At 62.9% G+C, this 25,782-nt stretch carries 20 protein-coding genes; 13 read left to right on the top strand and 7 right to left on the bottom strand.

Annotated elements, in window-relative coordinates; translation table 11 throughout:
* The first annotated feature begins 111 nt into the window (after positions 1-111).
* The 3 genes from ercA (at position 112) to mqo (ending at position 4,785) form a co-directional block, all read left to right on the top strand.
* Positions 112-1,269, top strand: a complete 1,158-nt coding sequence (gene ercA / locus AD659_RS14160) for an alcohol dehydrogenase-like regulatory protein ErcA (protein ID WP_153044023.1) — start codon at positions 112-114, stop codon at positions 1,267-1,269.
* Positions 1,253-2,623, top strand: coding sequence for a hybrid sensor histidine kinase/response regulator (locus AD659_RS14165; protein WP_053122215.1), 1,371 nt, complete (start codon positions 1,253-1,255; stop codon positions 2,621-2,623). Before ercA ends, AD659_RS14165 begins: the two co-directional genes overlap by 17 nt.
* A gap of 518 nt (positions 2,624-3,141) precedes the next feature.
* Complete coding sequence (mqo, locus tag AD659_RS14170) at positions 3,142-4,785, top strand: malate dehydrogenase (quinone) (protein WP_053122217.1); 1,644 nt, start codon at positions 3,142-3,144, stop codon at positions 4,783-4,785.
* A gap of 119 nt (positions 4,786-4,904) precedes the next feature.
* Here mqo and AD659_RS14175 read toward each other — a convergent pair whose 3' ends face one another.
* Complete coding sequence (locus AD659_RS14175; protein ID WP_053122219.1) at positions 4,905-5,372, bottom strand: Rrf2 family transcriptional regulator; 468 nt, start codon at positions 5,370-5,372, stop codon at positions 4,905-4,907.
* Between the two features lie 145 nt (positions 5,373-5,517).
* Here AD659_RS14175 and AD659_RS14180 point away from each other — a divergent pair, with 145 nt between their 5' ends.
* Positions 5,518-6,414 (top strand): NAD(P)/FAD-dependent oxidoreductase, encoded by an 897-nt coding sequence (locus tag AD659_RS14180; protein ID WP_053122221.1) that lies wholly within the window; start codon positions 5,518-5,520, stop codon positions 6,412-6,414.
* 16 nt (positions 6,415-6,430) lie between these two features.
* Here AD659_RS14180 and AD659_RS14185 read toward each other — a convergent pair whose 3' ends face one another.
* Genes AD659_RS14185 through AD659_RS14195 form a run of 3 tightly spaced genes read right to left on the bottom strand, consistent with a single transcriptional unit; the run spans position 6,431 to position 9,463 of the window.
* A complete protein-coding gene (locus AD659_RS14185; protein ID WP_053122223.1) occupies positions 6,431-7,738 on the bottom strand; it encodes a CitMHS family transporter in 1,308 nt (435 codons plus the stop codon).
* A 52-nt stretch (positions 7,739-7,790) separates the two neighbouring features.
* The gene (locus AD659_RS14190; protein WP_003201468.1) at positions 7,791-8,114 is read right to left on the bottom strand and encodes an AtuA-related protein; all 324 of its coding nucleotides are present in this window, start codon (positions 8,112-8,114) and stop codon (positions 7,791-7,793) included.
* Entirely contained in the window at positions 8,114-9,463 is a 1,350-nt protein-coding gene (locus AD659_RS14195; protein WP_053122225.1) for an acyclic terpene utilization AtuA family protein, read from the bottom strand. The genes AD659_RS14190 and AD659_RS14195 overlap by 1 nt, the downstream gene beginning before the upstream one ends.
* A gap of 100 nt (positions 9,464-9,563) precedes the next feature.
* On the opposite strand from AD659_RS14195, the gene AD659_RS14200 reads away from it, so the two are divergent.
* Positions 9,564-10,460 (top strand): LysR family transcriptional regulator, encoded by an 897-nt coding sequence (locus AD659_RS14200; RefSeq protein WP_053122227.1) that lies wholly within the window; start codon positions 9,564-9,566, stop codon positions 10,458-10,460.
* A 131-nt stretch (positions 10,461-10,591) separates the two neighbouring features.
* Here AD659_RS14200 and AD659_RS14205 read toward each other — a convergent pair whose 3' ends face one another.
* On the bottom strand, positions 10,592-11,443 hold the full coding sequence (locus tag AD659_RS14205; RefSeq protein ID WP_053122229.1) for a CAP domain-containing protein: 852 nt from the start codon (positions 11,441-11,443) through the stop codon (positions 10,592-10,594).
* Positions 11,444-11,638: 195 nt separating this feature from the next.
* Positions 11,639-12,412 carry an L-iditol 2-dehydrogenase gene (locus AD659_RS14210; RefSeq protein ID WP_053122231.1) on the bottom strand — a complete coding sequence of 258 codons (774 nt, stop codon included), beginning with the start codon at positions 12,410-12,412 and terminating at the stop codon, positions 11,639-11,641.
* Positions 12,413-12,717: 305 nt separating this feature from the next.
* Here AD659_RS14210 and AD659_RS14220 point away from each other — a divergent pair, with 305 nt between their 5' ends.
* Positions 12,718-13,647, top strand: coding sequence for a helix-turn-helix domain-containing protein (locus AD659_RS14220; protein WP_053122235.1), 930 nt, complete (start codon positions 12,718-12,720; stop codon positions 13,645-13,647).
* The gene (locus AD659_RS14225; protein ID WP_053122237.1) at positions 13,631-14,266 is read left to right on the top strand and encodes a hypothetical protein; all 636 of its coding nucleotides are present in this window, start codon (positions 13,631-13,633) and stop codon (positions 14,264-14,266) included. Before AD659_RS14220 ends, AD659_RS14225 begins: the two co-directional genes overlap by 17 nt.
* A 259-nt stretch (positions 14,267-14,525) precedes the next feature.
* Here AD659_RS14225 and AD659_RS14230 read toward each other — a convergent pair whose 3' ends face one another.
* On the bottom strand, positions 14,526-16,301 hold the full coding sequence (locus tag AD659_RS14230; RefSeq protein WP_053122239.1) for a sigma-54-dependent Fis family transcriptional regulator: 1,776 nt from the start codon (positions 16,299-16,301) through the stop codon (positions 14,526-14,528).
* Positions 16,302-16,584: 283 nt separating this feature from the next.
* On the opposite strand from AD659_RS14230, the gene AD659_RS14235 reads away from it, so the two are divergent.
* The 6 genes from AD659_RS14235 (at position 16,585) to AD659_RS14260 (ending at position 25,657) form a co-directional block, all read left to right on the top strand.
* Positions 16,585-18,057 carry a benzaldehyde dehydrogenase gene (locus AD659_RS14235; RefSeq protein WP_053122240.1) on the top strand — a complete coding sequence of 491 codons (1,473 nt, stop codon included), beginning with the start codon at positions 16,585-16,587 and terminating at the stop codon, positions 18,055-18,057.
* A gap of 68 nt (positions 18,058-18,125) precedes the next feature.
* Positions 18,126-18,893 (top strand): coniferyl-alcohol dehydrogenase, encoded by a 768-nt coding sequence (locus tag AD659_RS14240; protein ID WP_053122242.1) that lies wholly within the window; start codon positions 18,126-18,128, stop codon positions 18,891-18,893.
* A gap of 91 nt (positions 18,894-18,984) precedes the next feature.
* Positions 18,985-20,634 carry a DUF1302 domain-containing protein gene (locus tag AD659_RS14245; RefSeq protein ID WP_053122244.1) on the top strand — a complete coding sequence of 550 codons (1,650 nt, stop codon included), beginning with the start codon at positions 18,985-18,987 and terminating at the stop codon, positions 20,632-20,634.
* 15 nt (positions 20,635-20,649) lie between these two features.
* The gene (locus tag AD659_RS14250) at positions 20,650-22,011 is read left to right on the top strand and encodes a DUF1329 domain-containing protein (protein WP_053122246.1); all 1,362 of its coding nucleotides are present in this window, start codon (positions 20,650-20,652) and stop codon (positions 22,009-22,011) included.
* Positions 22,012-22,080: 69 nt separating this feature from the next.
* Positions 22,081-23,184 (top strand): WD40/YVTN/BNR-like repeat-containing protein, encoded by a 1,104-nt coding sequence (locus AD659_RS14255; RefSeq protein ID WP_053122249.1) that lies wholly within the window; start codon positions 22,081-22,083, stop codon positions 23,182-23,184.
* A 52-nt stretch (positions 23,185-23,236) separates the two neighbouring features.
* Entirely contained in the window at positions 23,237-25,657 is a 2,421-nt protein-coding gene (locus AD659_RS14260) for an efflux RND transporter permease subunit (protein ID WP_053122251.1), read from the top strand.
* Positions 25,658-25,782 lie beyond the last annotated feature (125 nt).

A 25,782-nucleotide genomic window follows, 5' to 3' on the forward strand; every position in this document is an offset into this window, starting at 1 on the left:
TCAGGCCGGGCTCCCCCATTGGTCTGATTGCATTCACAGCGGGATGCTTTAGGCTCAAGGTCTCCCCAGACAATAACAACAGGCTTACCGATGAGCCACGTCACTGAAAAGATGAGCCTTAGCCCGCTGCGCAAGTTCGTTTCCCCTGAAATCATGTTCGGTGCCGGTTGTCGGCACAATGTCGGCAATTACGCCAAGACCTTCGGCGCACGCAAAGTGCTGATCGTCACCGATCCCGGGGTCATCGCCGCCGGTTGGGTGGCGGACGTCGAAGCCAGTCTCCAGGCCCAAGGTATCGATTACTGCATCTACAGCGCGGTCTCGCCCAATCCGCGAGTCGAGGAAGTGATGCTCGGCGCCGACCTGTACCGGGAAAACCATTGCGATGTCATCGTCGCGGTGGGTGGTGGCAGCCCGATGGATTGCGGCAAAGGCATCGGCATTGTCGTCGCCCACGGCCGCAACATCCTCGAGTTCGAAGGCGTCGATACCCTGCATGTGCCCAGCCCGCCGCTGATCCTGATCCCCACCACGGCGGGGACGTCGGCGGATGTGTCGCAGTTCGTGATCATCTCCAACCAGCAAGAACGCATGAAATTCTCCATCGTCAGCAAGGCGGCGGTGCCGGACGTGTCGCTGATCGACCCGGAGACCACCCTGAGCATGGACCCGTTCCTGTCCGCCTGTACCGGCATCGACGCCCTGGTGCATGCCATCGAGGCGTTCGTGTCCACCGGCCACGGCCCGTTGACCGACCCTCATGCGCTGGAAGCCATGCGCCTGATCAACAGCAACCTGGTGCAGATGATCGCCAATCCGGCGGACGTCGCCCTGCGGGAAAAAATCATGCTGGGCAGCATGCAGGCCGGGCTGGCGTTCTCCAACGCAATCCTTGGGGCCGTGCACGCGATGTCCCACAGCTTGGGCGGTTTCCTCGATTTGCCCCATGGCTTGTGCAACGCGGTGCTGGTGGAGCATGTGGTGGCATTCAACTACAACTCGGCACCGGAGCGTTTCAAGGTGATTGCCGAGACCCTGGGCATCGATTGCCGGGGGCTCAACCACCGGCAGATCCGCGGCCGGCTGGTGGAGCACCTGATTGCCCTCAAGCGCACCATCGGTTTTCACGAGACCCTGGGCCTGCACGGCGTGAGCACTTCGGACATTCCGTTCCTGTCGCAACATGCGATGCACGACCCGTGCATTCTCACCAACCCTCGGGAGTCGAGCCAGCGGGATGTCGAGGTCGTCTATGGCGAAGCCCTCTGACGAGCAACAAAAAGCCCTGGCCGGGCTACTGGGGCTGGGCAATCATTCGACGCGCAAGAGTCACTACCCGGAACTGACCGCGCGTCTCGATGAGCTGGAACAGGCCCGGCGACACCTGCAACAGCTCAATGATCAGCTGGAGCAGCGGGTGGCCGAGCGCACCGATGCGCTGTTGGAAGCCAACCACAACCTGCAGCAGCAGATTGCCCAGCGTGAGCAGATCGAGCAGCAATTACGCGACGCCCGGGATGTCGCCCAGGCCGCCAACCGCAGCAAGGACAAATACCTGGCCGCCGCCAGCCATGATCTGTTGCAGCCCCTCAACGCGGCCCGCCTGCTGATTGCTACGTTGCGTGAGCGCCAATTGCCTGCCGCCGAGCACGTGCTGGTGGAACGCACCCATCAGGCGCTCGAAGGGGCCGAAGACCTGCTCACCGACCTGCTGGACATTTCCCGGCTCGACCAGGCTGCGGTCAAGCCCGACCTGGCGCCGTATCGGCTGGATGAGTTGCTGGGGCCGCTGGTGTCGGAGTTTCAATCGGTGGCCGGTGCCGCCGGGTTGACGCTGCGGGTGCGGTTTGGCGACGAGGCGGTGCTGACCGACCTGCGATTGATCAGCCGTATCCTGCGCAACCTGTTGAGCAATGCCTGCCGCTACACCGACCAGGGCGGCATTCTCCTGGCGGCCCGACGCCGGGAAGGGCGCCTGAGCCTGGAAGTCTGGGACACGGGGCGGGGCATCGCGGCCGATTGCCTGGAGTCGATTTTCCTCGAGTTCAACCAACTGGACGTCGGTCGGGCGGCGGATCGCAAAGGTGTGGGCCTGGGGTTGGCGATTGTCGAACGCATTGCCCATATCCTCGGTTACCGGGTACAGGTGCGTTCGCGACCGGGGCGGGGCTCGGTGTTCAGCATCGAGGTGCCGCTGTCCAGTGAGAAACCACTGCCCGTGTCCCAGGCCCCGGCCCAGGCGGTCGCTGGCAACCCGCTGCCAGGGCGGCGTTTGTTGGTGATCGACAACGAACTGAGCATCTTGCAAAGCATGGCCGCGCTGTTGGGGCAATGGGGCTGCGAGGTGTTGACCGCCACCGACGAGGCGGGCGCCCTGGACGTGCTGCAAGACCGTGCGCCGGAGCTGATCCTGGCGGATTTCCACCTGGATCATGGGATCGTGGGCTGTGAAGTGGTCAAGCACCTGCGTGAGCATTTCCACCAGGCGATCCCGGCAGTGATCATCACTGCCGACCGCAGCGACCAGTGCCGCCGCGCCCTGCGCAAGCTGGATGCACCGCTGCTCAACAAACCGGTCAAGCCCGGCAAATTGCGGGCGGTGTTGAGTCAGATCCTTGGGTAGGTTGACGCTGTAGAGGCTCTGTAGGAACTGCGTAGGAGCTGTCGAGTGCAACGAGGCTGCGATCTTGCCCTGGCCGCTTGAGTCTCAAACGGATGAATCAAAAGATCGCAGCCTCGTTGCACTCGTCAGCTCCTACACGGGTCACGTACAGTTCCTACGCGAATGGTTACCAAGGCCATTAAAATGCCGTCATTTGGTCGGCGTTTTTGCCAAGAATGTAAAAATGCGCTTCGGTCTGTTTATTTCCTTATGTAAACTCCCCCCGCTGCGACAATCGGGCACGGCCACGCCAGGCCCGATGAACACCGTTTGCAGCGTCCCTCACCCAGCTGAAGCCAAGACCTACAAGAAGTCAGCGCCGGAGAGACATAAACGAGAGGCCGACGAATGTGCTCGGCCCTGTAGGTCCATCCTCCAGTCCGTCTCGATCCCATCCCCCTGGCAATGCTGGCCGTGGATGTGATCTATCCTTGATCAGGACCGGTGGACGGAATGGCGTTCATCCTAGGGATACACACATGTTGAAGAAAACACACACGGCGCTACTGGGCCTGGCGATGGCGATGGGTCTTGCGACCACGCACGCCGCCGAGCCAAAAAAAGTGGATGTCTTGCTCATTGGTGGGGGCATCATGAGCTCGACACTCGGCGTCTGGCTCAATGAGCTGGAGCCGGGCTGGACCATGGAAATGGTCGAGCGCCTGGACGGTGTTGCCGAAGAGAGCTCCAACGGCTGGAACAATGCCGGTACCGGTCACTCTGCGTTGGCCGAGCTGAACTACACGCCGGAAGACAAGAACGGCAAGGTCGAGATCGTCAAGGCCGTCGAGATCAACGAAGCCTTCCAGATATCCCGTCAGTTCTGGTCCTGGCAGGTCAAGAACGGTGTGCTGAAGAACCCGCGCTCGTTCATCAACTCCACGCCACATATGAGCTTCGTGTGGGGTGATGACAATATCGCGTTCCTGAAGAAGCGCTACGAAGCCCTTCAGGCCAGCCCTTTGTTCGCCGGCATGCAATATTCCGAAGACCCTGCGCAGATCAGCAAGTGGGTCCCACTGATGATGCAAGGGCGTGACCCGAGCCAGAAAATCGCGGCCACCTGGAGTCCGTTGGGTACTGACGTGAACTTCGGCGAAATCACTCGCCAATTCGCGACTTACCTGCAAACCAAGCCGAACTTCTCCCTCAAGCTGTCCAGCGAAGTGGAAGAGATCACCCGCAACGAAGACGGCACCTGGCGTGTTTCGTACAAGAACCTGAAAGACGGTACCGAAACCGAGACCGACGCCAAGTTCGTGTTCATCGGCGCCGGTGGCGGTGCATTGCACCTGCTGCAGAAGTCCGACATCCCGGAAGCGCGTGAATACGCAGGCTTCCCGGTGGGTGGTTCGTTCCTGGTCACCGAAAACCCGACCGTCGCCCAGTTGCACCTGGCGAAGGCGTATGGCAAGGCTTCGGTGGGCGCACCGCCGATGTCGGTTCCGCACCTGGACACCCGTGTGCTCGATGGCAAGCGCGTGATCCTGTTCGGCCCATTCGCAACGTTCTCCACCAAGTTCCTGAAGAACGGTTCGTACTTCGACCTGCTGACCAGCACCACCACCCACAACGTGTGGCCGATGACCAAGGTCGGTATCGAACAGTACCCACTGGTCGAATACCTGGCCGGCCAGTTGATGCTGTCGGATGAAGATCGCTTCAATGCTTTGAAAGAGTACTTCCCGGACGCCAAGCAGGAAGACTGGCGCCTGTGGCAGGCCGGCCAGCGCGTGCAGATCATCAAGCGTGACGAAGAGAAGGGCGGCGTGCTGAAACTCGGCACCGAAGTGGTTGCCTCCCAGGACGGCAGCATCGCCGGCCTGCTGGGTGCCTCGCCAGGCGCCTCGACTGCTGCACCGATCATGCTGACCGTGCTTGAGAAAGTCTTCAAGGACAAGGTCGCCAGCCCGGCCTGGCAGGAAAAACTGCGCCAGATCGTGCCAAGCTACGGCACCAAGCTCAACGATAGCCCTGAGCGCGTAGCCCAGGAGTGGGCATACACCAGCGAAGTCCTGCAACTGGACACGCCGCCGGTGATCGGCAAGGCAGGCGCCACCGTGGCACCGGCCAAGCCGGGCGCAGCCCCGGAAGCGAACCCAGCGGCTGACATGGCGCTGTAAACCGGACGCTGTCTGGTGAGGCATAAAAACGCCGCTCATTGAGCGGCGTTTTTTTTGGGGGGGATTCGGTTAACCCTGTGGGAGCGAGCTTGCTCGCGATAGCGGTGGGCCCGCCAACATCAATGCCCGATCTGCGAAAGGTCTGTCCCGTCCTCTGCGCACACCTGTCGAAACCGCGCATCAAAATCCTCCGCCAACTGCGCCAGGGTAATCGCCCCCAATCGCTCGAGCAGCAATGCCTGGGCTTCATCGAATGCATCAGTCAGCGCCCCATTCACGGCCTGTTCCACCAGGCATTGCGGGTGATCGGTGGACAGGCCGATGGCAAAGATCGACGTGCTGCCCAAGGCCTGGTGAATGTCCAGCAACGTCATCTCCGACAACGGCTTGCTCAGGGTCCAGCCGCCGCGATGGCCTTTTTCCGACGTGACATACCCCTGTTCCTTGAGCAGCGCCATGGTCCGGCGCACCACCACCGGGTTGGTGCCCAACATCTGCGCGAGGGTGTCGGACGTGGCCGATTGTTGGTGGCGATCCATGTGGATCAGCACGTGAAGCATGCGGGACAGGCGGGTGTCGGTTCTCATGAGCGTTGCAGCGTTCCGTGGCGAAGACCGGCCTGAGTATCGCCTGTAATTGCAAAAGTTACGAGATCGTTGACAGGTGCTTTTCAAGGAACTTACGATGTGTCGAGACTTTTCCAGTTCCGTCACACCACCGTGGAGATTGATCATGCGCTACGACGTCATCATCGCAGGCGGCAGCTACGCCGGTATGTCCGCAGCCCTGCAACTGGCCCGTGCCCGCCGCAAAGTGCTGGTCATCGATGCCGGCCAGCGGCGCAACCGGTTCGCGGCCAGCGCCCATGGTTTTCTCGGGCAGGACGGCCGTGCCCCCGGGGACATTGCCGATGATGCCCGTCGTCAACTGTTGGCCTATCCGACGGTGGAGTGGGTATCGGGTACTGCGAGCAAGGCCAGCCAGGAGACGGGCGGCTTCATCGTGGAGACCGATGGCGGGCAACGCTACAGCACCCAGCGCCTATTGTTGGCCAGCGGTGTCATTGATGAGTTGCCGGATGTGGAAGGGCTTGCGCAGCGCTGGGGCAAAAGCGTATTCCATTGCCCGTATTGCCACGGTTATGAGCTGGAACAAGGTCCCATCGGAGTGTTGGCGACCTCGCCAATGTCGTTCCACCATGCCTTGATGCTGCCCGACTGGGGGCCAACGACGTTCTTCACCAATGGCGTGTTCGAGCCTGACGCCGAGCAACAGGACAGCCTGGCCCGACGCGGCGTGACCCTGGTGCCGGAACGTGTCGAGCGTATCGAAGGTGAACGGGCCGATGTGGTGCTGGCGGACGGGCGGGTGATCGCCATTGACGGCCTGTTTGTCTTGCCGCGTATCCAGGTGGCCGGTTCACTCGCGGCGTCCTTGGGTTGCGTACTTGAAGACGGCCCGCTCGGGGCGTTCATCCAGGCCGATCCGATGACGCGTGAAACCAGCGTCCCGGGGGTATTTGTCTGTGGCGATGCGGCGATGCCGTTCGGCTCGGTGGCGTTGGCGGTCGGCGATGGAGTGAGGGCGGGCTCGGGGGTGCATCGTTCGCTGATCTTCGATGCACATTGAAGCCCGCCCTTGAGCGTTACACCTGTACCGCGCCGGTCGCCACGGCGAAGGCAAGCATTACCAGGCTGACGCCCCAGGCCCAGAAGAACGTATAGGCGATGTGCTTGCGTAACTCTACGCCGGACAGCGCCAGCGCCAAGTACACGCTAGGCACCACCGGGCTGATGGAAAACCCGGTGTTCTCCCCGATCAGCATGGCCCGGGCCACGGCTTCGAGGGGAACGCCCGCAGCGGCGGCCACGTCCTTGATCACCGGCAGCAGAGCGAAATAGTAGGCGTCCGGTGAAAAGATCATGCCCAGGGGAACACCGAAGAAACCGACGATTACGTGCAGGTACTGGGCAGAGCCCGCGGGCAGGATATCGATCAGCGCCAAGGCCATGCCGTCGGACATCTTCGCACCGGAGAGCACGCCCAGCAGGACGGCGGCGGCCATCATCACCAGGACCATTTGCAGTGCATCGGCCGCATGGGCCTTGAGGCGTTCGGCCTGGGCGTCCAGGGACGGGAAGTTCAAGGGCAGGGCGATGCCCAGTCCCACCATGAAACAGGCATACAAGGGAAAGATGCCGGTGAACAGGCACACCAGGATCCCGCCGGTCAGCGCCACGTTCAGCCAGTAGCGCGGCTCCCGGGGCGAGAGGCTGAATTCGCGATCCTGTGGATTCAGGCTATCCATGTCATACGTCGCCGCCGCCCCCAGCGACATCGGTTGGCGACGCTGGACGCGCAGGCCCAATACGGTCGCGACAAGCAGCATGCACGCCAGGCCGACCATCTGCACCGGCAGCAAGCCCAGCCATAGCTCGGTGGCATCCAGCCCGGACACCGCCGCGGCGCGGGCAGTCGTCCCGCCCCAAGGAACCATATTGATGACACCGGCCGTGGTGCCCACCAGGCACAACAGCATCGCCGGACTCATGTTCAGGCGTTTATACAAGGGCAGCAGGGCCGGGATGGTCAGCAAGAACGTGGCCGCGCCGACGCCGTCGAGATGAACCACCGACGTCACCAATACCGTTACCAACGCCACGGCCAACGGCTTGCCGCCCGTGCTGCGGATCAGCAGGTTGACCAACGGATCGAACAATCCGCGGTCACGCATGATGCCGAAGAACAGGATGGCAAACAGAAACAGCGCGGCGGTCGGCGCCACCGTGATCAGGCCGGCCTTTATGAACTCGCCGATCTGCCCGAGATTGAAGCCGGCCAGCAGGCAAACCACGACGGGAAGGGTGGTGAACGCCACCACCGGACTGATCCGGCGCAGCAATATCAAGCCGATGATGGCGAGCATCATCAGGAAACCCAGGGTTGTAATCATGTTGCAGCCTCGCTTTTTTATTGTTGTCGAAGGTTCGCGGACGGGGGCTCGGTCAGCCTTGCGGGCCTGGCAGGCGCAAGGCCAGCAGCAGGTAACTCAGGCTCTTGCCGTGGCGATCCAGACCGCAACTGCGATTCACTCCGCCTTCCAAGGCGTCCTCGAGCACGAAATTCAGCGCGTTCAGGTTCGGCAGTTCATAGCGATGCACCTTGGACGGTTGTCGCGTCGCGAATTGCTCGGCCACTCGGGCGCAGGTGAGTTCCCGTAGCAGCCAGGGGTAGTGGGCCGGGTCGTGGGGAAACAGGGCGATGCTGAGGATGTTGCCTTTGTCGCCAGCACGGGCATGGGCATAGTCGGCGAGGGTGACCAGGTTCATCAGTACCACTCCAGGGTTGTGTGGATTTCATCTCGCGGCAGCAGGAAGCTGCGGGTGGTGACGGTCTCGGCGAGGTGCCGGCGCACGCCACCGCCGCCCGCCGGCCCGTTGGTGTAGAGCGATTCCACTTCCGCCAGCAGCGCTTCGATCTGTGGCCGGTCGGTGTGGGTCAGGCCGATGCGTACGCGCACATCCTCCAGGGAAGGCGCCTGGGCCAGCTGCTTTTGCAGGTAACGACCGCCCTGGTCGTTGAACAGGCTGGCGATTCCGGACAGGTCAATCCAAGGCTGTATCCCCGGTGCCAGTTGGTCAAAACGTTGCAGCAGGATTTCCCGCGCCAGTGCGGCACGCGCCACGGCACCGGGGCCAGCGTAGGAAATTTCCGCCTCGCCGAACCAGAGACCACGTACACCCGCCAGTCCCTTGAGCGTGTCGGGACGCGGGTGGCCAAGCAGGCTACTGATCTCGACACGGTCCTCGCCCAAGTCCTGGACGCGGGCCTGGCCCAGGTCCAGCACCACGTCCGGCGTCAGATAGCGTCGAGGGTCGTGTACTTCGTAAAGGAGCTGTTCCTTGACGGTCTGTTCGCTGACCCGACCGCCGCTGTTGCGGGTCTTGCCGATGATCAAGCGGCCGTCCTGGTGCACCTCGGCAATTGGACAACCAAGATTGGCCGGGTCTGGAATGTCTTTCATCCCGGGATGGGCAAAGTAGCCGCCGGTGACTTGGGTGCAGCATTCCAGCAGGTGCCCGGCCGTGGTGGCGACGGCCATTTTCTGCCAATCGTCAGCCGCCCAACCCAGCCCATGGCGGATCGCCCCGACCGCCAGCGACGGATCCGCGACCCGGCCACACAGCACGATGCCGGCGCCCTCGGCCAACGCCTGGGCAATACCGTCGGCACCGGTGTAGACGTTCACCGAAACGGGATGCTCCAGGGGCCCCGATGCCAGCCATCGTTCGTAGCGGGGCGGTGTTTCTTCCAGCAGGTCATCGCCCAGCACGCAGGCGATTTTCAGTTCAGGGGAGCGGCCCGCCAGCCCATGGCGCAGCCGTTGCGCGGCCGCCCGGGGATTGGCGGCGCCGCCGTTGGTGATGATTGGGATGCCGGCCTCAATGCACAAGTCCAGCATGGGCTCGAGAAAATCGAACAGGCGCGCGGAGTAGCCTGTTTCTGGATCAAGGCGTTTGCGTAGCTGCGCCTCGGCCAGGGTCCGTTCGGCCAGTAGCTCCAGCATGATGTAGCGCTGGCCGCTGCGTTGCGCCAGATCCTGGGCCAGGCGCAGGGCGGCGTCGGGTCGATCATTGGCGAAACCGGCGCCACACCCGACGAGAATTGTTTTTGTCATGTCCGTGTTCCACTGAAGGGTGACCCATAGTGGAGGGACTGGATTATTCTGTGAATTTTAAAGATAGAATCAATTGATCCAGTAATTTTATGAGTGGGCCATGAACGTTTCTTTTCGTCAGCTTCGTGCCTTCATCCTGATCGCCGAGACGTCGAGCTTTACCCGCACCGCAGAACAGTTGCACCTGTCGCAGCCGGCGCTGAGCTATAGCATTCGCAAACTGGAAGAGAGCATGGGCCTGCAGTTGCTCGCGCGTAATACCCGCAGCGTCGAGCTGACGCCCGCCGGTGAGCATTTCTTGCCCCAGGCCCGGCGCATGCTCCGGGACATGGACGATGCCGTGCGCGACGCTCGCGACACCTTGAGCCTGAGCCGTGGCACCCTCCGGCTTGCGGCGCTGCCCACCGCCGCCGCGTCGTTCCTGCCGATCGCCATTGCGGCTTTCCAGCGTGAGAACCCGGGCGTGACGGTGAGCTTGCTGGACGGCCGCGCCGGGGAAGTCATGGGTTGGGTGCAACGAGGCGAGGTGGACGCCGGCATCAGTTCGCTGCCTGACGATCTCTCCGGGCTGAGTTTCGAACGCCTGGTGGATGACAACCTGGTGTTGCTGAGCCACAAGAATCACCCGGGTGGAGACCAGGACGACTGGAAACGCCAGCCCTACATCGCCCTCACGCCCGACACCAGCATCCGTCCCCTGGCTGATGCTGCATTGCGCTATCTGAACGTCGATCCTGTCCCGGCCTGGGAGGTGGCGCACATGAGCACGGCCACGGCCCTGGTGCGCGAAGGGTTGGGGTTTTCGCTGTTGCCGGCCAGCTGCAGGGCGGTGTTCAACATCGGCGAGCAGTGCACTGTCACGGCCATCGACCAGCCGGCGAAACGCTCGATCGGCCTGTTGCAGCGCAAGCCGGTGGCCCCATCACCTTCGTTGAGCCAGTTCATGGGGCATGTGCGGCGGGTGCTGCGGCAGGACGAGGTCGGCCATGGGCGCTGAGGTTGATCGGGAAATGGCTATCGCGAGCAAGCTCGCTCCCACAGGAGGTTCGTGCCTGACACCGATTTCGCGGCCAACGAAGCCCCTGTGGGAGCGAGCTTGCTCGCGATGGCGGCAGCCGGGCAACGCGCCTACTGCGTGCCGAACATCGCCGTCCAGTAGATCCCCGCATCGCTTTTCGGATCGGTCGCGTACCCGGCCCCCAATTCGCGGAACTGCGGGTTCATCAGGTTGGCGCAGTGCCCCGGGCTGGCCAGCCAGCCGTCCACCACCTTGAGCGCGGTATCTTGTCCGGCGGCAATGTTTTCGCCGATCAATTGGCCCAGGTAGCCAGCCAGTTCGGCGCGGTCGCCCGGCGTGCGGTTGTCGCGGTCCTTGTGGTCGAAGAAATTGTTGTTGGCCATGGCCCGGGTGTGCGTGACGGCGGCCAGGGCCAAGGTGGCGTTCCAGGCCAGCGGCGTGGTGGCGGCGAAGGCTTCGGTGCCGCAGCGACGGGGCTGGGCGCGGGCGCTGTTGATCAGCTTCAGCAACTTCTGGCCTTCGGCCTGCCAATCACCCAGGCGCGCCGACAGCAACGGGCGCGCCAGCACGATGCGCCATTCGCGATCCAGGCGGCTGACGCCGATGTCGACGAACTGTGGGTCGAGCACCACCTGGCAGAAGCTTTCCTGCACGGCTTTCATGGCCGATTGCGCATCGCGCGGCCCGGACAGGCTGATGGCTTGCACGTTGACCATGGGGTAGGCCGCCCGCGCCAGCGCCTGTTGCAGGTCGCCGATGCCATTGGCCGACAGGATCAGTCGGGAGTCCATCGCCAGCGGCGGCAACTCCAGCGAGGCCTGGCCGGCACAGCTTTGGGATTGGCTGCGGTAAAGGTTGATGGACTCGACCAGTTGCGTCTCTTCGGTGGCCGTGGCGCTAGTGGTGAACACCAGGCCCAGCGACAGCACGACAAGACCCATGACGGATGAAATGGCACGCATGTAAATCTCCCTTGAGCGGACGGCGCCTATGATGCGCAATTTTTGCCCCGCTGGGGCAATGGTATTCACGCTCTCTTGAAATCCCTTGGAACGGCACCGTTGGGTACCGTTCGGGATAATCCTCAAGTAGTGGGATCAATTTTCAAGCGAATAAGTCCATTTCCGTCGTTTCAAGGCCCATAAAATCGCGGATTGTCAGCTCATCCAGTTCCCGCCGTCGACGTTATAGGTCTGCGCCACCACGTACTCGCTCTCCGCCGAGGCCAGGAAAATCGCCATTCCGGTGAGGTCTTCCGCGGTGCCCATCCGGCCATAGGGCACCTGCTGCCCGACCTGGCGCTTCTTTTCCCCCAGCGGCAGGTTTTCGTGGCGGGCGAACAGCGCATCCACACCGTCCCAATGCTCGCCATCGACCACGCCGGGGGCAATGGCGTTGACGTTGATCCGATGCTTGATCAGGTCCAGCCCGGCGGATTGGGTCAGGCTGATCACCGCCGCCTTGGTGGCGCAATAGACCGCCACCAGGGCTTCGCCACGCCGGCCGGCCTGGCTGGCCATGTTGATGATCCGCCCGCCATGGCCCTGGCGGATCATCTGCTGCGCCGCCGCCTGCAACGTGAACAGCGTGCCGGCGACGTTGATGGAGAACAGCCGCTCGTAGCTTTGACGGGTGATGTCCACGATGGGCGCCAGGTCGAACAGCGCGGCATTGTTGATCAGGATATCCAGCTTGCCTGCCCGGGCCACTACGGCCTCAATGGCCTGGTCGATCGACGCCTGGTCGGTCACGTCCATTTTCACCGCGTAGGCGCTGTTGCCCAGTTCGGCGGCGGTGGCCTGGGCCCGCTCCAGGTCGATATCGGCAATCGCCACCGTGGCCCCTTCGTTGAGATAGGCCTGGGCAAACGTCCTGCCGATACCACGGGCGGCGCCGGTCACCAGGGCACTTTTTCCTTCCAGTCGTTTCATGGGGGTTGTCCTTTCAGTCCAGGGAATAGGCGTCACACACTCTGTGGCGCAGGAGCTGGACGGCTGCGCGATCCAGCGGGAGCAAGCTCCCTCGCCACATATAAGGTCGGTCATGGGCAAGCCGATTACAGCAGCGCTCACAGAGGCCGACAAACGCCGGGAGGATCGCGCGCTGATACTTTTTTAACGCTCATCAGTGCGCCAGGCGCGGGTTAAAAAAGTATCGGTGGACGATCAGGTCGAGGCTGGCGAAGCGCTGCGCACTCGGCGTAAGGTGCCCGCTATAACGCTAAAAGAGGCGCGACATGCCTGATCACCGAACGCCCCTGTTCGAGCAGCGACCGGCCGAACTGGAAGTCATCCTGCCTGAGCCCGAACACAGTTTTCGCTGGTACGAGCATGACTACCCGTACCCGCTGGCGCGCTGGAATCATCACCCTGAATTTGAAATCCACCTGATCCGCCAGGGCAGCGGCAAACTGTTGGCGGGCGACTACATCGGTCCGTTTGGCCCAGGCCATGTGGCGATGATCGGCCCGGACTTGCCCCACGACTGGATGGGCGACCTGGCGCCGGGCGAGCACTTGGCCGGACGCGACGTGGTGTTGCAATTCGACGGCGCCACGCTGCTGACCTTGCGCCGCACCCTGCCTGAACTGGGGGATCTGCAGGGGCTGTTCGAACGTGCCCGGCGTGGCTTGGCCTTCGCAGGCGGCACCGCGCTGAGGGCCGCGCACCTGCTGGAAGCCATCGGCCTGGCCCAGGGGCTGGCGCGGTTGGCGCTGTTCCTCGAGCTGCTCCATGCCCTCAACCAAGCCTCTGGCGACGAGGCCCTGAGCCTGGCGAGCCCCTGCTACGCGCCGACCCTCGATGCGCGCAGTTCCGAGCGCATCCATAAAGCCTTCGAGTACCTGCAAGCCGAACTCACCGGCGACCTGCGCCTGTCGGTGATCGCCCGTCAATTGGACATGAGCGAGCCGGGCTTCTCGCGGTTCTTCAAGCGCATCACCGGGCATGGCTTCATCGACTTGATGCGCAAGTTGCGGGTCCAGCGCGCCTGCCGTTTGCTGTTGCAGAGCGAAATGCCGGTGACCGATATCTGTTTTGAAGTGGGCTACAACAACCTGTCCAACTTCAATCGGCATTTCCGCATCGAGATGAACCAGACCCCCAGCGAGTATCGCCGGGGCGCTTCTGCCTTGCCTGACGGAGCCTGTCATGTTGAATGTCGTTGAACAGCCAGCCAGCGCATCCCTGCGCCAGCGGATGGAAAAGGCCGGTTGCGCCTTCGAGTTCCTGGTGCTCGCGCCCGAGGTGAGTGAAGCGGTTGACGAGGCGCTCCATCGCCAGGCCGTGGACCTGTTGTTCCAGCAGATCAAGGCGCAGTGGCTGGAACGTCACCGCCAACTGACCCTCGATCCGCGCTATGCCGAGGTTGCGCCCCCCACCATGGTTTGGGATTTGAACAAGGCTGTCGCCAAACCGCTGAACCGCGACGAGGTGACTCGACTCATGCGCGCCGACGCGGGCGAACGCAATCAGCAGCCCTACGCCTTGTACGCAGACTTCTGCGAACCGCCCTATGGCACCCGGTTCAGCGACGACGCGACGCAAGCGCTGTTCCAGACGTGGCTCGATCTGCTCGGGCTCGAAGAAGGGGGCGATGTCGTGGTGTTGAGTTGGGTCGACAACTTCAACTTCAATTGGACGGCCAGCGACGAGCCTGATCCGGCACGGGAGCCCTGGAGCGATTATTTCGACGATGGCCTGGAGTGGTGGGGCGTCTGGTGCCTGAGCATCTGGAACCCCAAGCGTCGGACGCTCGCGGTGCTGGCGGCGAGCACCACGGATTGAGTTGCAGTCGCTCTGCCTCCCGATGGGAGCGGGTCTGCTCGCGATGACGCCAGCCCAGCCAACATCAATGCCAACTGACCCACCGCCATCACGAGCAAGCTCGCTCCCACAGGGGATTTGTGCTGGGCACAGACCTTGTGGTCACCCAGAAACCAGTGTGGGAGCGAGCCTGCTCGCGATGACGTCAGTGCATCCGACAAACATGCAAGCTGGCCCACCGCCTTCGCGAGCAAGCCCGCTCCCACAGTAGGTTAGGTGTTTAGTCTGAATGAATCCTTTGATGCTTCTTCAACCGATAGGCGAACTGCGCCCGGCTCAGTCCCAACGAGCGCGCGGCCGCCGCCAGGTTGCCGCTGCTCAGTTGCAGGGCTTCGCTGATCAGGCGTGATTCCAGGCCGTCAATGGAGAAGTCCGCGTCCAGTTGGCTGAGGGACTGGAGCAGCGCCGGTTTTTCCGTTGCATCGTTGGCAGCCAGGCCCATGGGCGAGAGGCCGCCGAGGTGGTCCACGGAGTACGCATCCACCGGTAATTGCTCATTGCGAAACAGATGGACCAGATCGATCGCCTGGCCTTCTTCGCTGGCGATCAGGCCCCGCTCGATGAGGTTCTGCAATTCCCGCACGTTGCCCGGAAAGTCATAGCGTAACAGCACCTTCAAGGCGCGCATGGTCAGCCCCATCGGCGTGCGGCCGTATTCCTGGCAAAAGCGCTTGAGGAAGGCATTGATCAGCAATGGTATGTCATCGCGGCGCTCGCGCAGGGGCGGCAGGGCGATGGGGTAGACGTTGAGCCGGTAGAACAGGTCTTCACGGAACGCGCCGTCCGCCACGGCCTTGCGCAGGTCGATGTTGGTGGCCGCCACGACCCGCACATCGACCTTGATGCCATGGCCACCGCCGACCCGTTCGATTTCCCGCTCCTGCAAGGCGCGCAGCAGCTTGCTTTGCCCGGCCAGGCTCAGGCAAGTGATCTCGTCCAAAAACAACGTGCCACCATGGGCGCGTTCGAAACGCCCGGGGCGTGAATGGGTGGCCCCGGTGTAGGCGCCGCGCTCGACGCCGAACAGTTCGGCCTCGATCAGGTTGTCGGGGATGGCCGCGCAATTGAGGGCGATGAACGGACCATCACGGCGGCGACTCAGTTGGTGCAACTGGCGGGCGAACATCTCCTTGCCCACGCCGGATTCGCCGCTGACCAGCACGGTGGCAGGGGTCAAGGCCACCCGCTGCAAGGCCTGGGTCGCGGCGTTGAAGGCGGCGCTGGCACCGATCAGCGGCTGTTCGCTGTCCGGCAGCGGGGCGGCTCCGGCGACATTGTCGGACTGAATATCAGCGCGCGGAACGACTGTCGTCGGTGAAGCATTGAGGTAATTCAGGTCCTGCTCGATGTCACCCCATTGTTCGGCAGTCTTGCCGACGACTCGGCAGCGCTCGTGGCCCATGCCCCGGCATTCCACTTCGCGGAAGACCACCAGTTGGCCGAACAGCCCGCTGACGAAACCGATGGCGTAGCCCAGCTCAGTCCAGCACACCGGGTCCTGCCCGGTGCCATAGGCGGCGACATGCTCGTCGGCCTCGCAGGAGTGATGCCAGAGAAACTCCCCTTCATAGAACCCCGAGTCGGCGTCGAACTTGAAATGCAGCGGCTCGACCTTGGTCATGCCTTCGAGGGTATGCAGGTGCGTGCCGGCACGGAACACCGCCGCGGCGTCGGCGTGGGGCCAGCGTTCGCGAATCAGCCGAGCGTCGCGGGCGCCGGAGGAATAGCCGGTGCGGGTGAGCATGCCGCGGGCCTGCTCCAGCCCCTGGCGCTCGATGATTTCACGGCGCAACGCACCGAAGGAGGAACTGTGCAGCAGCAACATGCGCTGGTCGTTGAGCCAGATGCGGCCATCGTCGGGGGAGAAAAACAGGCACGCGGTGAGCTCTGCCGTGGTGGGCGAACTGCTGTCGCTCAGCTCGTTACTGTCACCCCGTGGATGGAAATGCTCGGTGGCGATCCGGTGGTCCGGCAACTGGCAGTGGGGATTATTCATTGTTATGCCCCTGATGGCAGGTGATCGAAATGATCACCTGGCGAGATAGTTATTAAGCATAACTTTATCAAATGAACAAGCGGCAGCTGGCCAACGGCCAGGTCGGCGTCGGCTCCGGGTCCGTCGTGCCCGGCGAAGAGCCTTGAACCAGAGCCCTGCGCCAGGTTTATCAAGGTCTGCGGGCAAAACCGGCACAGCGCTTGCTCAGCACTTGCACGGCGTTTGCGTCGACACCTTCCAGGTGCGGCAAACGATGACAACAACAAAGAGCCGGGAGTGTTAAATGTCTGCACCCAAAAGCCACCTGCTGTCCCAGGTGATCGAATCGGAATGTGTCTTCAACGGTGACTGGGTGCCTGCCTCGGGCCCGCTGCAATCGATCATCGAGCCGGCCACCGGTGAGCGGCTGATGCGCTGTGCCACGGCCGACACCGCCGACATCGCCAAGGCCAGTCGCGACGCCGCCCTCGCTCAGCCGGCATGGGCAGCGCTGGGCCCGCGGCAACGGGCGGCGATCTTCCGCAAGGCTGCCGATGTGGCCGAGCAATCCTTCGACGAACTGGCGCTGTACGTGGCCCGGGAGACCGGCGCTGCGCTGTTCAAGGGGCAGCACGAGGTACGCGAAGCCATCGTGCTGTTGCATCAGGCCGCCGGCTTGCTGTCCCAGGCCCACGGGGTGGTCCTGCCCAGCGAGGCGGGGCGTCTGTCCTATGCGCGGCGCCAACCCCATGGCGTGGTCGGGGTGATTTCGCCCTTCAACTTTCCCTTGGTGCTGTCCATGCGCTCCGTCGCGCCGGCCCTGGCGGCGGGCAACGCAGTGGTGCTCAAGCCGGATCCGCAAACCCCGGTGAGCGGCGGTTTCCTCATCGCCCGTTTGTTCGAGGCGGCAGGCCTGCCCAAGGGCTTGCTGCAAGTGTTGCCCGGCGCGGCGGATGCCGGTGAGGCCCTGTGCCGCGACCCTAACGTGCGCATGATCGCCTTCACCGGTTCCACCGGCGCCGGGCGCAAGGTCGCCGAAGTGGCCGGGCGCAACCTGAAGAAAGTCGCCCTGGAGTTGGGTGGCAAGAACCCACTGATCATTCTCGAAGACGCCGACCTCGACCTCGCGGCCCGAAACGCGGCCTGGGGCGCCTGGCTGCATCAAGGGCAGATTTGCATGGCCACCGGCTTGATCCTCGCCCATGAATCCATCGCCGCCGAACTGACCCGCAAACTGGTGGAAAAGGCCCAGGCCATGACCTTCGGCAACGCCGCCCGCGAAGAGGCCGCGATGGGGCCGCTGATCAATCAGCGGCAGTTGCAACGGGTCCACGACATCGTCAGCGACACCGTGCGCGCCGGGGCTCGGCTGGAAGCGGGCGGCGACCATGATCGGCTGTTCTATCAGGCCACCGTGCTCAGTGGCGTGAAACCGGGCATGCGCGCGTTCGACGAAGAGGTGTTCGGGCCCGTGGCAACGGTGGTCAGCTTCGCCACGGATGAGGAAGCCATCGAGTTGGCCAATCGCACCGAGTACGGCTTGGCGGCGGCGATCATTTCACCGTCCGTGGGCCGGGCCATGGCCATTGGCGAGCGATTGCAGTGCGGCATGTTGCACATCAATGACCAGACCGTCGCCGATGAGTGCGTCAACCCGTTCGGCGGGCGTGGCGCTTCGGGCAATGGCGGAAGCGTCGGCGGCCCGGCGGACTGGGACGAATACACCCAGTGGCAGTGGGTGACGGTCAAGGACACGGCGCCGGTCTACCCGTTCTGACCGGCCGGTTTTACCGGGCCCGATGAGCTGGGCCCTGCGGGTACACAAAAATAAGAAGAGGACTCAACATGAAACTCGACAACAAGATTGTGCTGGTGACCGGTGTTTCGTCGGGTATCGGTGCTGCCACGGCGAGCCTGCTGCGCGCTCACGGCGCCCAGGTAATCGGCGTGGACCTCAAGGCACCGCACATGACCCTGGACGGTTTTGTGCAGGGCGACTTGAGCAGCGCCGAGAACATCGAGCGGTTGCTGCCACAACTGCCCGCACGATTCGACAGCCTGTGCAACATTGCCGGCGTGCCGGGCACCGCCAACCCGCAATTGTTGGCGCGGGTCAATTACCTCGGGTTGCGCCATTTGAGCCGTGCGCTGCTGCCGCGCATCAGTGCGGGCGGCAGCATCGTCAATATCGCCTCGATCCTTGGCGCCGAATGGCCGCTGCGCCTGGAACAGCACAAGGCGCTGGCGCGCATCGAAGATTTTGCCGCCGCGCAGGCCTGGCTGGCCGACCACCCGGTGCCGGACCAGACCTGCTACCAGTACTTCAAGGAAGCCTTGATCGTCTGGAACTACCTGCAGGCCCAGCCCTGGTTCCTTGAGCATTCGGTGCGCATGAACAGCGTCGCGCCAGGCCCGGTGTTCACGCCCATCCTCGACGACTTCGTGAGCATGCTCGGCGAGGCCCGGACCCAGGCCGATGCCCACCGCATGAAACGTCCCGCTTATGCCGATGAGGTGGCGGCGGTGATCGCTTTCCTGTGTGCCGACGAGTCGCGCTGGATCAACGGCGTCAACCTGCCGGTCGATGGTGGATTGGCCTCCACCTACATCTGAAATGCGCACCCGTAGACAACGGCGCAAGCCGTGACCTGAGCGTGTTGGCTGCCAAAGCCATGCCCAAAAATAACAATAATGAGAAGCGTCCATGGATAACGTCAAAGATAGCTTTCGTTTCAAGCATTGCGCGCTGTTCCTGGCGTTATGCAGCACCGGTGTGATGGTCGACCGGGTCGAGGCCATGCAAATGGACCTGGGTGACTCCGACTGGAAACTGCGCTGGGACAACACCATCAAGTACAGCCAGGCCTGGCGCCTGCAAGGGCAGGACAGTCGCTTGGTCAACGCGCCAACCGCCAACGGCCTGTACCCCTCGATCCAGAGCCAGGGCGATAAGAATTTCAGCCGTGGCCTGGTCTCCAACCGCCTGGACCTGTTTTCTGAAATGGACCTCAGCCGACAAAACTATGGGCTGCGGGTGAGCGGCGCGGCTTGGTACGACGATGTCTACAACCAGGACACTGACAGCAGCGAACAGCCGAACTTCCTCCATGAAACCCGCGAGCTTCACGGCCGCGACGCGGAAATTCTCGATGCCTTTGTGTTCGTGCGCGGTGACCTCGGTGAAGACTCCCAGGGCGTGGCGCGCCTGGGCCGACACAGCCTGATCTACGGCGAAAGCCTGTTCTACGGCGGCAACGGCATTGCCAATGCCCAGGGGCCGACGGATGTCGTCAAATTGCTCAGCGTGCCGGGAACCCAGTTCAAGGAGATCCTGCGCCCGGTCAATCAGATTTCCGGGCAGTTGCAGATCAACCCGCAACTGTCGGTGGGCGCCTACTATCAGTTCGAGTGGGAGCGTTCCAATCTGCCGGGTGCGGGCAGCTACCTGAGCGATGTCGATGCCATCGGTTACGGCAGCGGCCCGCTGCGCGAAGTGTTCGGCAACGACACGGTCAATGGCGGCGATCTGAAACCGCGCAATTCGGGGCAGGGCGGCATGCAGATCCGCTTCAAACCGAGCGGCACTGAACTGGAGCTGGGTTTTTACGCAGCCCAGTATCACGATAAGGCGCCGATCGGCTTGTACGCGTACCTGGACGGTCCGGCGGCAGCGGCCAGTGGCTTGCCGATCCTGGGCTCCTATCGCCAGGTCTACGCCGAAGACATCAAGACCGCCGGCGTCAGTTTCTCCACCGCTTACGGCCCGTTCAACTTTGCCGGTGAAACCTCGGTGCGCTGGAACGCGCCGCTGGTGAGCAACCTGCAAGTGGTAGCCCCCGGCGTGGAGGCCGATGGTGGCGACAATGAGCTGTTCGCCAGGGGCAAGACCGCCCACGCCAACCTGTCGGCGATTTACCTGTTATCCCCCACCGCCTTCTGGGACGGCGGCTCGGCCTTGGCCGAACTGGCCTGGAACCGCACCCTGAGCGTGACCAAGAACGCTGCCGCCCTGGATTCCAACACCACTCGCGATGCCACGGCGCTGCGGGTATTGATCGAGCCGGCGTACTTCCAGATTGTCGACGGGATCGACCTGACCGTGCCGATCGGCATGGGGATCGTGCTCGACGGGCGCTCATCGGCAGTCAACAAATCCGGCTTCGGCAACACCCATTCCGGTGATTGGAGTGTCGGGCTCAAAGCCACCTACCTGCAACGCTGGGACGTCGGCCTCAACTACGTGAACTTCTTCGGCGCCCCGAAAGCCGGGCTGCGCGAGGACGGCAATTTCAGTTACGGACAGTCGTTGGCCGACCGCGACTTCGTCTCGCTCTACGTGAAAACCTCATTCTAATAAGGTGGATTCGCCATGCAGAACACAGCTTTCCTGAACACCTGCGTCCTCACCCTGGCCCTTGTCGGCATGGGGCTGGCGCAGGCGGCGGTATCGCCCGAACAGGCCGCCCGTTTGAAAACCGATCTGACCCCCCTGGGCGGTGAGCGTGCCGGCAATGCCGATGGCAGCATCCCGGCGTGGCAGGGCGGTTACACCCAGGTCACGCCCGGTTATAAACCGGGTGACAAGCGCCCCGATCCATTCGCTAGTGAGAAACCGCTGTACTCGATCAAGGCCGCGAACATGGAGCAGTACGCCGGCGAGTTGGCCGAAGGCACCAAGCTGCTGCTGAAAAAGTACCCGGACTATCGCCTGGACGTGTACCCGACCCATCGCTCGGCGGCCGCGCCGCAATGGGTCTATGACAACACCAGCAAGAACGCCACCCGCGCCACGCTGGATGTGGACAGCGAGAAGGTCTCCAGTGCGTATGGCGGCATCCCGTTCCCGATCCCGGAAAACGGTGCGCAGGTGCTGTGGAATTATCGGTTGTCCTGGCAGGGCGGCGACACCATCAGCTCGCCTTTCGATACCTGGCTGATGACCGCCGGTGGCAAGAAAGTCCAGGCGACCCGGGCCCAGTACACCTATCAGTTCCCCTATTACGTCGAAGGCGGCAGCCTGGAAAACTATTCGGGCAAGTACCTGCTGGGCAAGCTGTTCACGGAGTTGCCGTCGTCCAAGGCCGGCGAAGGCCTGATGACCCATTGGGACCTGGACCCGGCCAATCGGGCGGCCTGGCAGTATCTGGTCGGTCAGAGGCGGGTTCGCCGGGCACCGAACATTGCTTATGACACGCCGGATTTCGTGACCTCCGGCGTCGGCCTGTTCGACGAAGCGTTCATGCTGTTCGGACCGACCGATCGTTATGACCTCAAGCTGGTGGGCAAAAAGGAACTGCTCGTCACCTACAACAATAACCGCGCCGCCCTGGCCAAGAGCGACGACCTGGTCAAGGCGAACTTCCTCAACCCGGACCTGGTGCGCTGGGAGAAACATCGGGTCTGGGTGGTCGAGGCCACGCTCAAATCCGGCAAGCGCCATGTCGTGCCGCGTCGGACCTACTACGTCGACGAGGACTCCTGGCAGATCCTGATGGCCGACGGTTATGACGCCCAGGGGAAGCTCGGCCGGCAGATGTACTCACTGACGCTGCTGGCGCCGGACCTGCCGGCCTTTACCGCACAGGTCATGTGGGGCAGCTACAACCTCGACACCGGGGCCTACTTCCTCAACTCATCGAGCAACGACCTGACGGTTCAGTACCAGAAAGTCGCGAAGCCTTCGGCGTCCTATTTCACGCCGGATGCGATGGCCAACGAAAACATGCGTTGAACCGGTGGCGGCCGTGGCGAGGAGGAGGTTCGTCGCGGTCGCTTACGATTCTCCTGGCGGGATAACGATATGAACGTTGAAAAAAACTTTGCGAGTCGTGCTTCGCTATGGGGGGCTTGCGCCCTGGTGGGATGCCTGTTGGCCAGCGTGCCCTGGGTCGCACAGGCCACGACATTGGCGGTGCTGCAGCAACCGGCGCTGCCGACGGTCAAGGCCTCGCGCGCGGTATTGCTTGGGCTGGCCCGTGCCGGCGAGCGCCTGGTCGCGGTTGGCGAGCGTGGGATCGTGCTGCTCTCCGACGACGCTGGCGTGACGTGGCGCCAGGCCAAGGTGCCGGTCAGCGTCAGCCTGACGGCGGTGCAGTTCGTCGATGCCGAGCAGGGCTGGGCAGTCGGTCACCTTGGCGTGGTGCTGCATACCGAGGACGGCGGACAAACCTGGCAAAAACAACTCGACGGTGAGCGTGCCATCGCCCTGGCGGTGCAGACCGCTGAGCGCGATGCCCATCAACCTGGCGGTGGCATCCACTTGGAGCAGGCACGGCACATGCTCGATGACGGACCGGACAAGCCGTTTCTCGACCTGTACTTCAGCGACCGCCTGCACGGCTACGTCGTGGGCGCCTACAACCAGATCTACCGCACCGACGACGGCGGGCGAAGCTGGCAACCGTGGATGCAGCATGTGGACAATCCCCAGGGCTTGAACCTGTATGGCATCCGCGCCTTGGGCAAGGATCTGCTGTTGGTGGGGGAGCGCGGCCTGCTGTTGCGTTCGACCGATGCCGGGCAGTCATTCCAGGCCTTGAAGTCACCGTATGAGGGCAGCTTCTTCGGCCTGCTCGGCACCCGCGATGGGGCCTTGATTGCCTATGGCTTGCGCGGAAACGCCTGGTGGTCCGACGACCGTGGCGGCAGTTGGCGACGTTTGGAAACCGGTATCGAATCGACCCTGGCGAGCGCCCTCGAACTGCGCGACGGCAGCCTGCTGTTGGCCAGCCAGAGCGGTGAGCTTCTCTTCAGTCATGACCAGGGGCGCAGCTTCGACAAGCGTCAGAGCCGCAGTGGCGGGACCGTCGCTGCCGTGCAACAGGCGGTCGACGGCAGCCTGGCCAGCGTCGGCTTGAGCGGCGTGGCCGCTGACCAGGATCCGCGGGCCTCGGGTAAACCTTGAAACTTCACGGTGTAGCGCTATCGGGCCACGGCTCGTGCAACAGGAGTCAAACTTGAAAGACGACAGAACCCAAACCGTGATCGGCCGCCAGGAAGACTTCGACCGGGCGTCGGGCAACTTCGCTGAGCGGGCGATCTTCAACCATCGACCGCTGGTGATCCTGCTGTGCCTGCTGGTGACCTTGGTGCTCGGTTGGCAAGCCACGCGCATCGGCATCAATGCCAGCTACGAGAAAACCATTCCCACCGGGCATCCCTATGTCGCCAATTTCCTCGAGAACCGCAGTGAGTTGAGCGGTCTGGGCAACTCGCTGCGGATCGCCGTGGAGGTCAAGCAAGGGAGCATTTTCAACAAGGACTACCTCGACACCCTGGCCAAGCTCAACGACGAGCTTTATCTGCTGCCGGGTGTCGATCGCCCCTACATGAAGTCGCTATGGACCCCGACCACGCGCTGGACCGCCGTGACCGAAGAAGGGCTAGACGGCGGCACGGTGATCCCCGACGACTACGACGGTTCGGCCACCAGCATCGAGCAGGTGCGGACCAACGTGGCCCGCTCCGGGGAGGTCGGTCAATTGGTCGCCGGCAACTTCAAGTCCAGCGTGATCTTCGTGCCGCTGCTGGAAATCAATCCGCAGACGGGCAAGGCGCTGGACTATGGCGACTTTTCCCGGCAACTGGAGACGCTGCGGGACAAGTACCAGACCGACGACCTGCGGATTCACATCACCGGATTTACCAAGATCGTCGGCGACTTGATCGAGGGCATGACCCAGGTCCTGCTGTTCTTCGTGGTGGCGGTACTGGTGACGGTGCTGGTGCTGTTCGGCTACACCCGTTGCGCACGCAGCACTCTGGTGGTGGTGACCTGTTCACTGGCGGCGGTGCTCTGGCAACTGGGGCTGCTTGCCTTGCTCGGTTATGAGCTCGACCCATACTCGGCACTGGTGCCGTTCCTGGTGTTCGCCATTGGCATGAGCCATGGCGCGCAGAAGATGAATGGCATCATGCAGGACATCGGCCGCGGCACCCACCGGGTGGTCGCCGCGCGTTATACCTTCCGCCGACTGTTCGCTGCTGGCATCACCGCGTTGCTCTGTGATGCGGTCGGTTTTGCGGTGTTGCTGCTGATCAACATCCGGGTGATCCAGGACCTGGCGGTCACTGCGAGTCTCGGGGTCGCGGTGCTGATTTTCACCAACCTGATTCTGCTGCCGATCCTGCTCAGCTACATTGGCGTCAGCCCGGCGGCGGCGCAACGCAGCCTGAGTGCGGAAACCAATGAGCAGCAGGCGCAGATCAAGCATCCATTGTGGCGTGCGCTCGATCTGTTCACCCAACCGCGCTGGGCCATTGGTGCCATGTTGGTGGGCTTGTTGTTGGCCGCATTTGGCTTCGCCGTGAGCCTGCACCTGAAGATCGGCGACCTGGACCCCGGTGCTCCGGAGCTGCGGGCCGACTCGCGCTACAACCGCGATGCGTTGTTCATGACCCAAAATTATGCGGCCAGCTCGGATATTTTCGTGGTCATGATCAAGACCCCGGAGGATCAATGCACCCGTTACGTCAGCCTGTCCGCGGTCGATGCATTGGCCTGGCAACTGGAGCAATTGCCCGGCGTGGAATCGACCACCTCGATGGCGGCGCTGAGCAAGATCGCCACGGCCGGATATAACGAAGGCAATTTCAAGTGGTATGAACTGATCCCCAACGACGGCGCGCTGGGTGCCGTGCAGACCCGTGCACCGCGGGAGCTGTTCAATCAGGGCTGCTCGATGCTGTCGCTGTATGTCTACCTGGCCGATCACAAGGCTGACACCTTGAACCGTGTGGTGGAGGCCAGCGAGCAATTCATTGCCGGACACCAGATGCCGGAGGTCAAGTTCATGCTGGCGGCCGGCAGCGCGGGGATCGAAGCGGCGACCAATATCGTGGTGAAGAAGTCCATGCGCGAGATGCTGTTCTGGGTCTACGGTGCGGTCAGCCTGCTGTGCTTGCTGACTTTCCGCAGCTGGCGCGCGACCCTGTGTGCGATGCTGCCGCTGATGCTCACTTCGGTCCTGTGCGAGGCGCTGATGGTGGGGCTGGGCATGGGGGTGAAAGTCGCGACACTGCCGGTCATTGCTTTGGGCGTGGGCATTGGCGTCGATTATGCACTCTATGTGCTGAGCGTGATCCTGGCGCGGATGCGTGCCGGTGACACCCTGGCCCAGGCGTACTACCAGGCGCTTCTGTTCACCGGCAAAGTGGTGTTGCTGACGGGTATGACCTTGGCGGTGGCGGTGTCGACCTGGGCGTTTTCGCCGATCAAGTTTCAGGCTGACATGGGGATCTTGCTGGCCTTTATGTTTTTGGTGAACATGCTGGGGGCCTTGATTCTGCTGCCGGCTTTGGCTTGGTTGCTGTTGCCGCAGAGGGTGTTTGCAAAAAAGCCTGTGCTTAGTCGGCGGGAGCGGTGGGTTAGGGGGTGACGTTTTTTTGGAAGGGTTGTGGGAGCGGGCTTGCTCGCGAAGGGGCTGGCACAGCCAACATCTTCATTGACTGAGCCACCGCCATTGCGAGCAAGCTTTGCTCCCACAGATCTGATATCTGATGG

It is taken from the genome of Pseudomonas thivervalensis, assembly GCF_001269655.1.
In the GTDB taxonomy this organism is placed as follows: Bacteria; Pseudomonadota; Gammaproteobacteria; order Pseudomonadales; family Pseudomonadaceae; genus Aquipseudomonas; species Aquipseudomonas thivervalensis.

Excerpts from the sequence above, each read along its gene's own strand:
- ercA (WP_153044023.1), top strand. The coding sequence starts at position 112 with ATGAGCCTTAGCCCGCTGCGCAAGTTCGTTTCCCCTGAAATCATGTTC.
- AD659_RS14165 (WP_053122215.1), top strand. The coding sequence starts at position 1,253 with ATGGCGAAGCCCTCTGACGAGCAACAAAAAGCCCTGGCCGGGCTACTG.
- mqo (WP_053122217.1), top strand. The coding sequence starts at position 3,142 with ATGTTGAAGAAAACACACACGGCGCTACTGGGCCTGGCGATGGCGATG.
- AD659_RS14175 (WP_053122219.1), bottom strand. The coding sequence starts at position 5,372 with ATGAGAACCGACACCCGCCTGTCCCGCATGCTTCACGTGCTGATCCAC.
- AD659_RS14180 (WP_053122221.1), top strand. The coding sequence starts at position 5,518 with ATGCGCTACGACGTCATCATCGCAGGCGGCAGCTACGCCGGTATGTCC.
- AD659_RS14185 (WP_053122223.1), bottom strand. The coding sequence starts at position 7,738 with ATGATTACAACCCTGGGTTTCCTGATGATGCTCGCCATCATCGGCTTG.
- AD659_RS14190 (WP_003201468.1), bottom strand. The coding sequence starts at position 8,114 with ATGAACCTGGTCACCCTCGCCGACTATGCCCATGCCCGTGCTGGCGAC.
- AD659_RS14195 (WP_053122225.1), bottom strand. The coding sequence starts at position 9,463 with ATGACAAAAACAATTCTCGTCGGGTGTGGCGCCGGTTTCGCCAATGAT.
- AD659_RS14200 (WP_053122227.1), top strand. The coding sequence starts at position 9,564 with ATGAACGTTTCTTTTCGTCAGCTTCGTGCCTTCATCCTGATCGCCGAG.
- AD659_RS14205 (WP_053122229.1), bottom strand. The coding sequence starts at position 11,443 with ATGCGTGCCATTTCATCCGTCATGGGTCTTGTCGTGCTGTCGCTGGGC.
- AD659_RS14210 (WP_053122231.1), bottom strand. The coding sequence starts at position 12,412 with ATGAAACGACTGGAAGGAAAAAGTGCCCTGGTGACCGGCGCCGCCCGT.
- AD659_RS14220 (WP_053122235.1), top strand. The coding sequence starts at position 12,718 with ATGCCTGATCACCGAACGCCCCTGTTCGAGCAGCGACCGGCCGAACTG.
- AD659_RS14225 (WP_053122237.1), top strand. The coding sequence starts at position 13,631 with ATGTTGAATGTCGTTGAACAGCCAGCCAGCGCATCCCTGCGCCAGCGG.
- AD659_RS14230 (WP_053122239.1), bottom strand. The coding sequence starts at position 16,301 with ATGAATAATCCCCACTGCCAGTTGCCGGACCACCGGATCGCCACCGAG.
- AD659_RS14235 (WP_053122240.1), top strand. The coding sequence starts at position 16,585 with ATGTCTGCACCCAAAAGCCACCTGCTGTCCCAGGTGATCGAATCGGAA.
- AD659_RS14240 (WP_053122242.1), top strand. The coding sequence starts at position 18,126 with ATGAAACTCGACAACAAGATTGTGCTGGTGACCGGTGTTTCGTCGGGT.
- AD659_RS14245 (WP_053122244.1), top strand. The coding sequence starts at position 18,985 with ATGGATAACGTCAAAGATAGCTTTCGTTTCAAGCATTGCGCGCTGTTC.
- AD659_RS14250 (WP_053122246.1), top strand. The coding sequence starts at position 20,650 with ATGCAGAACACAGCTTTCCTGAACACCTGCGTCCTCACCCTGGCCCTT.
- AD659_RS14255 (WP_053122249.1), top strand. The coding sequence starts at position 22,081 with ATGAACGTTGAAAAAAACTTTGCGAGTCGTGCTTCGCTATGGGGGGCT.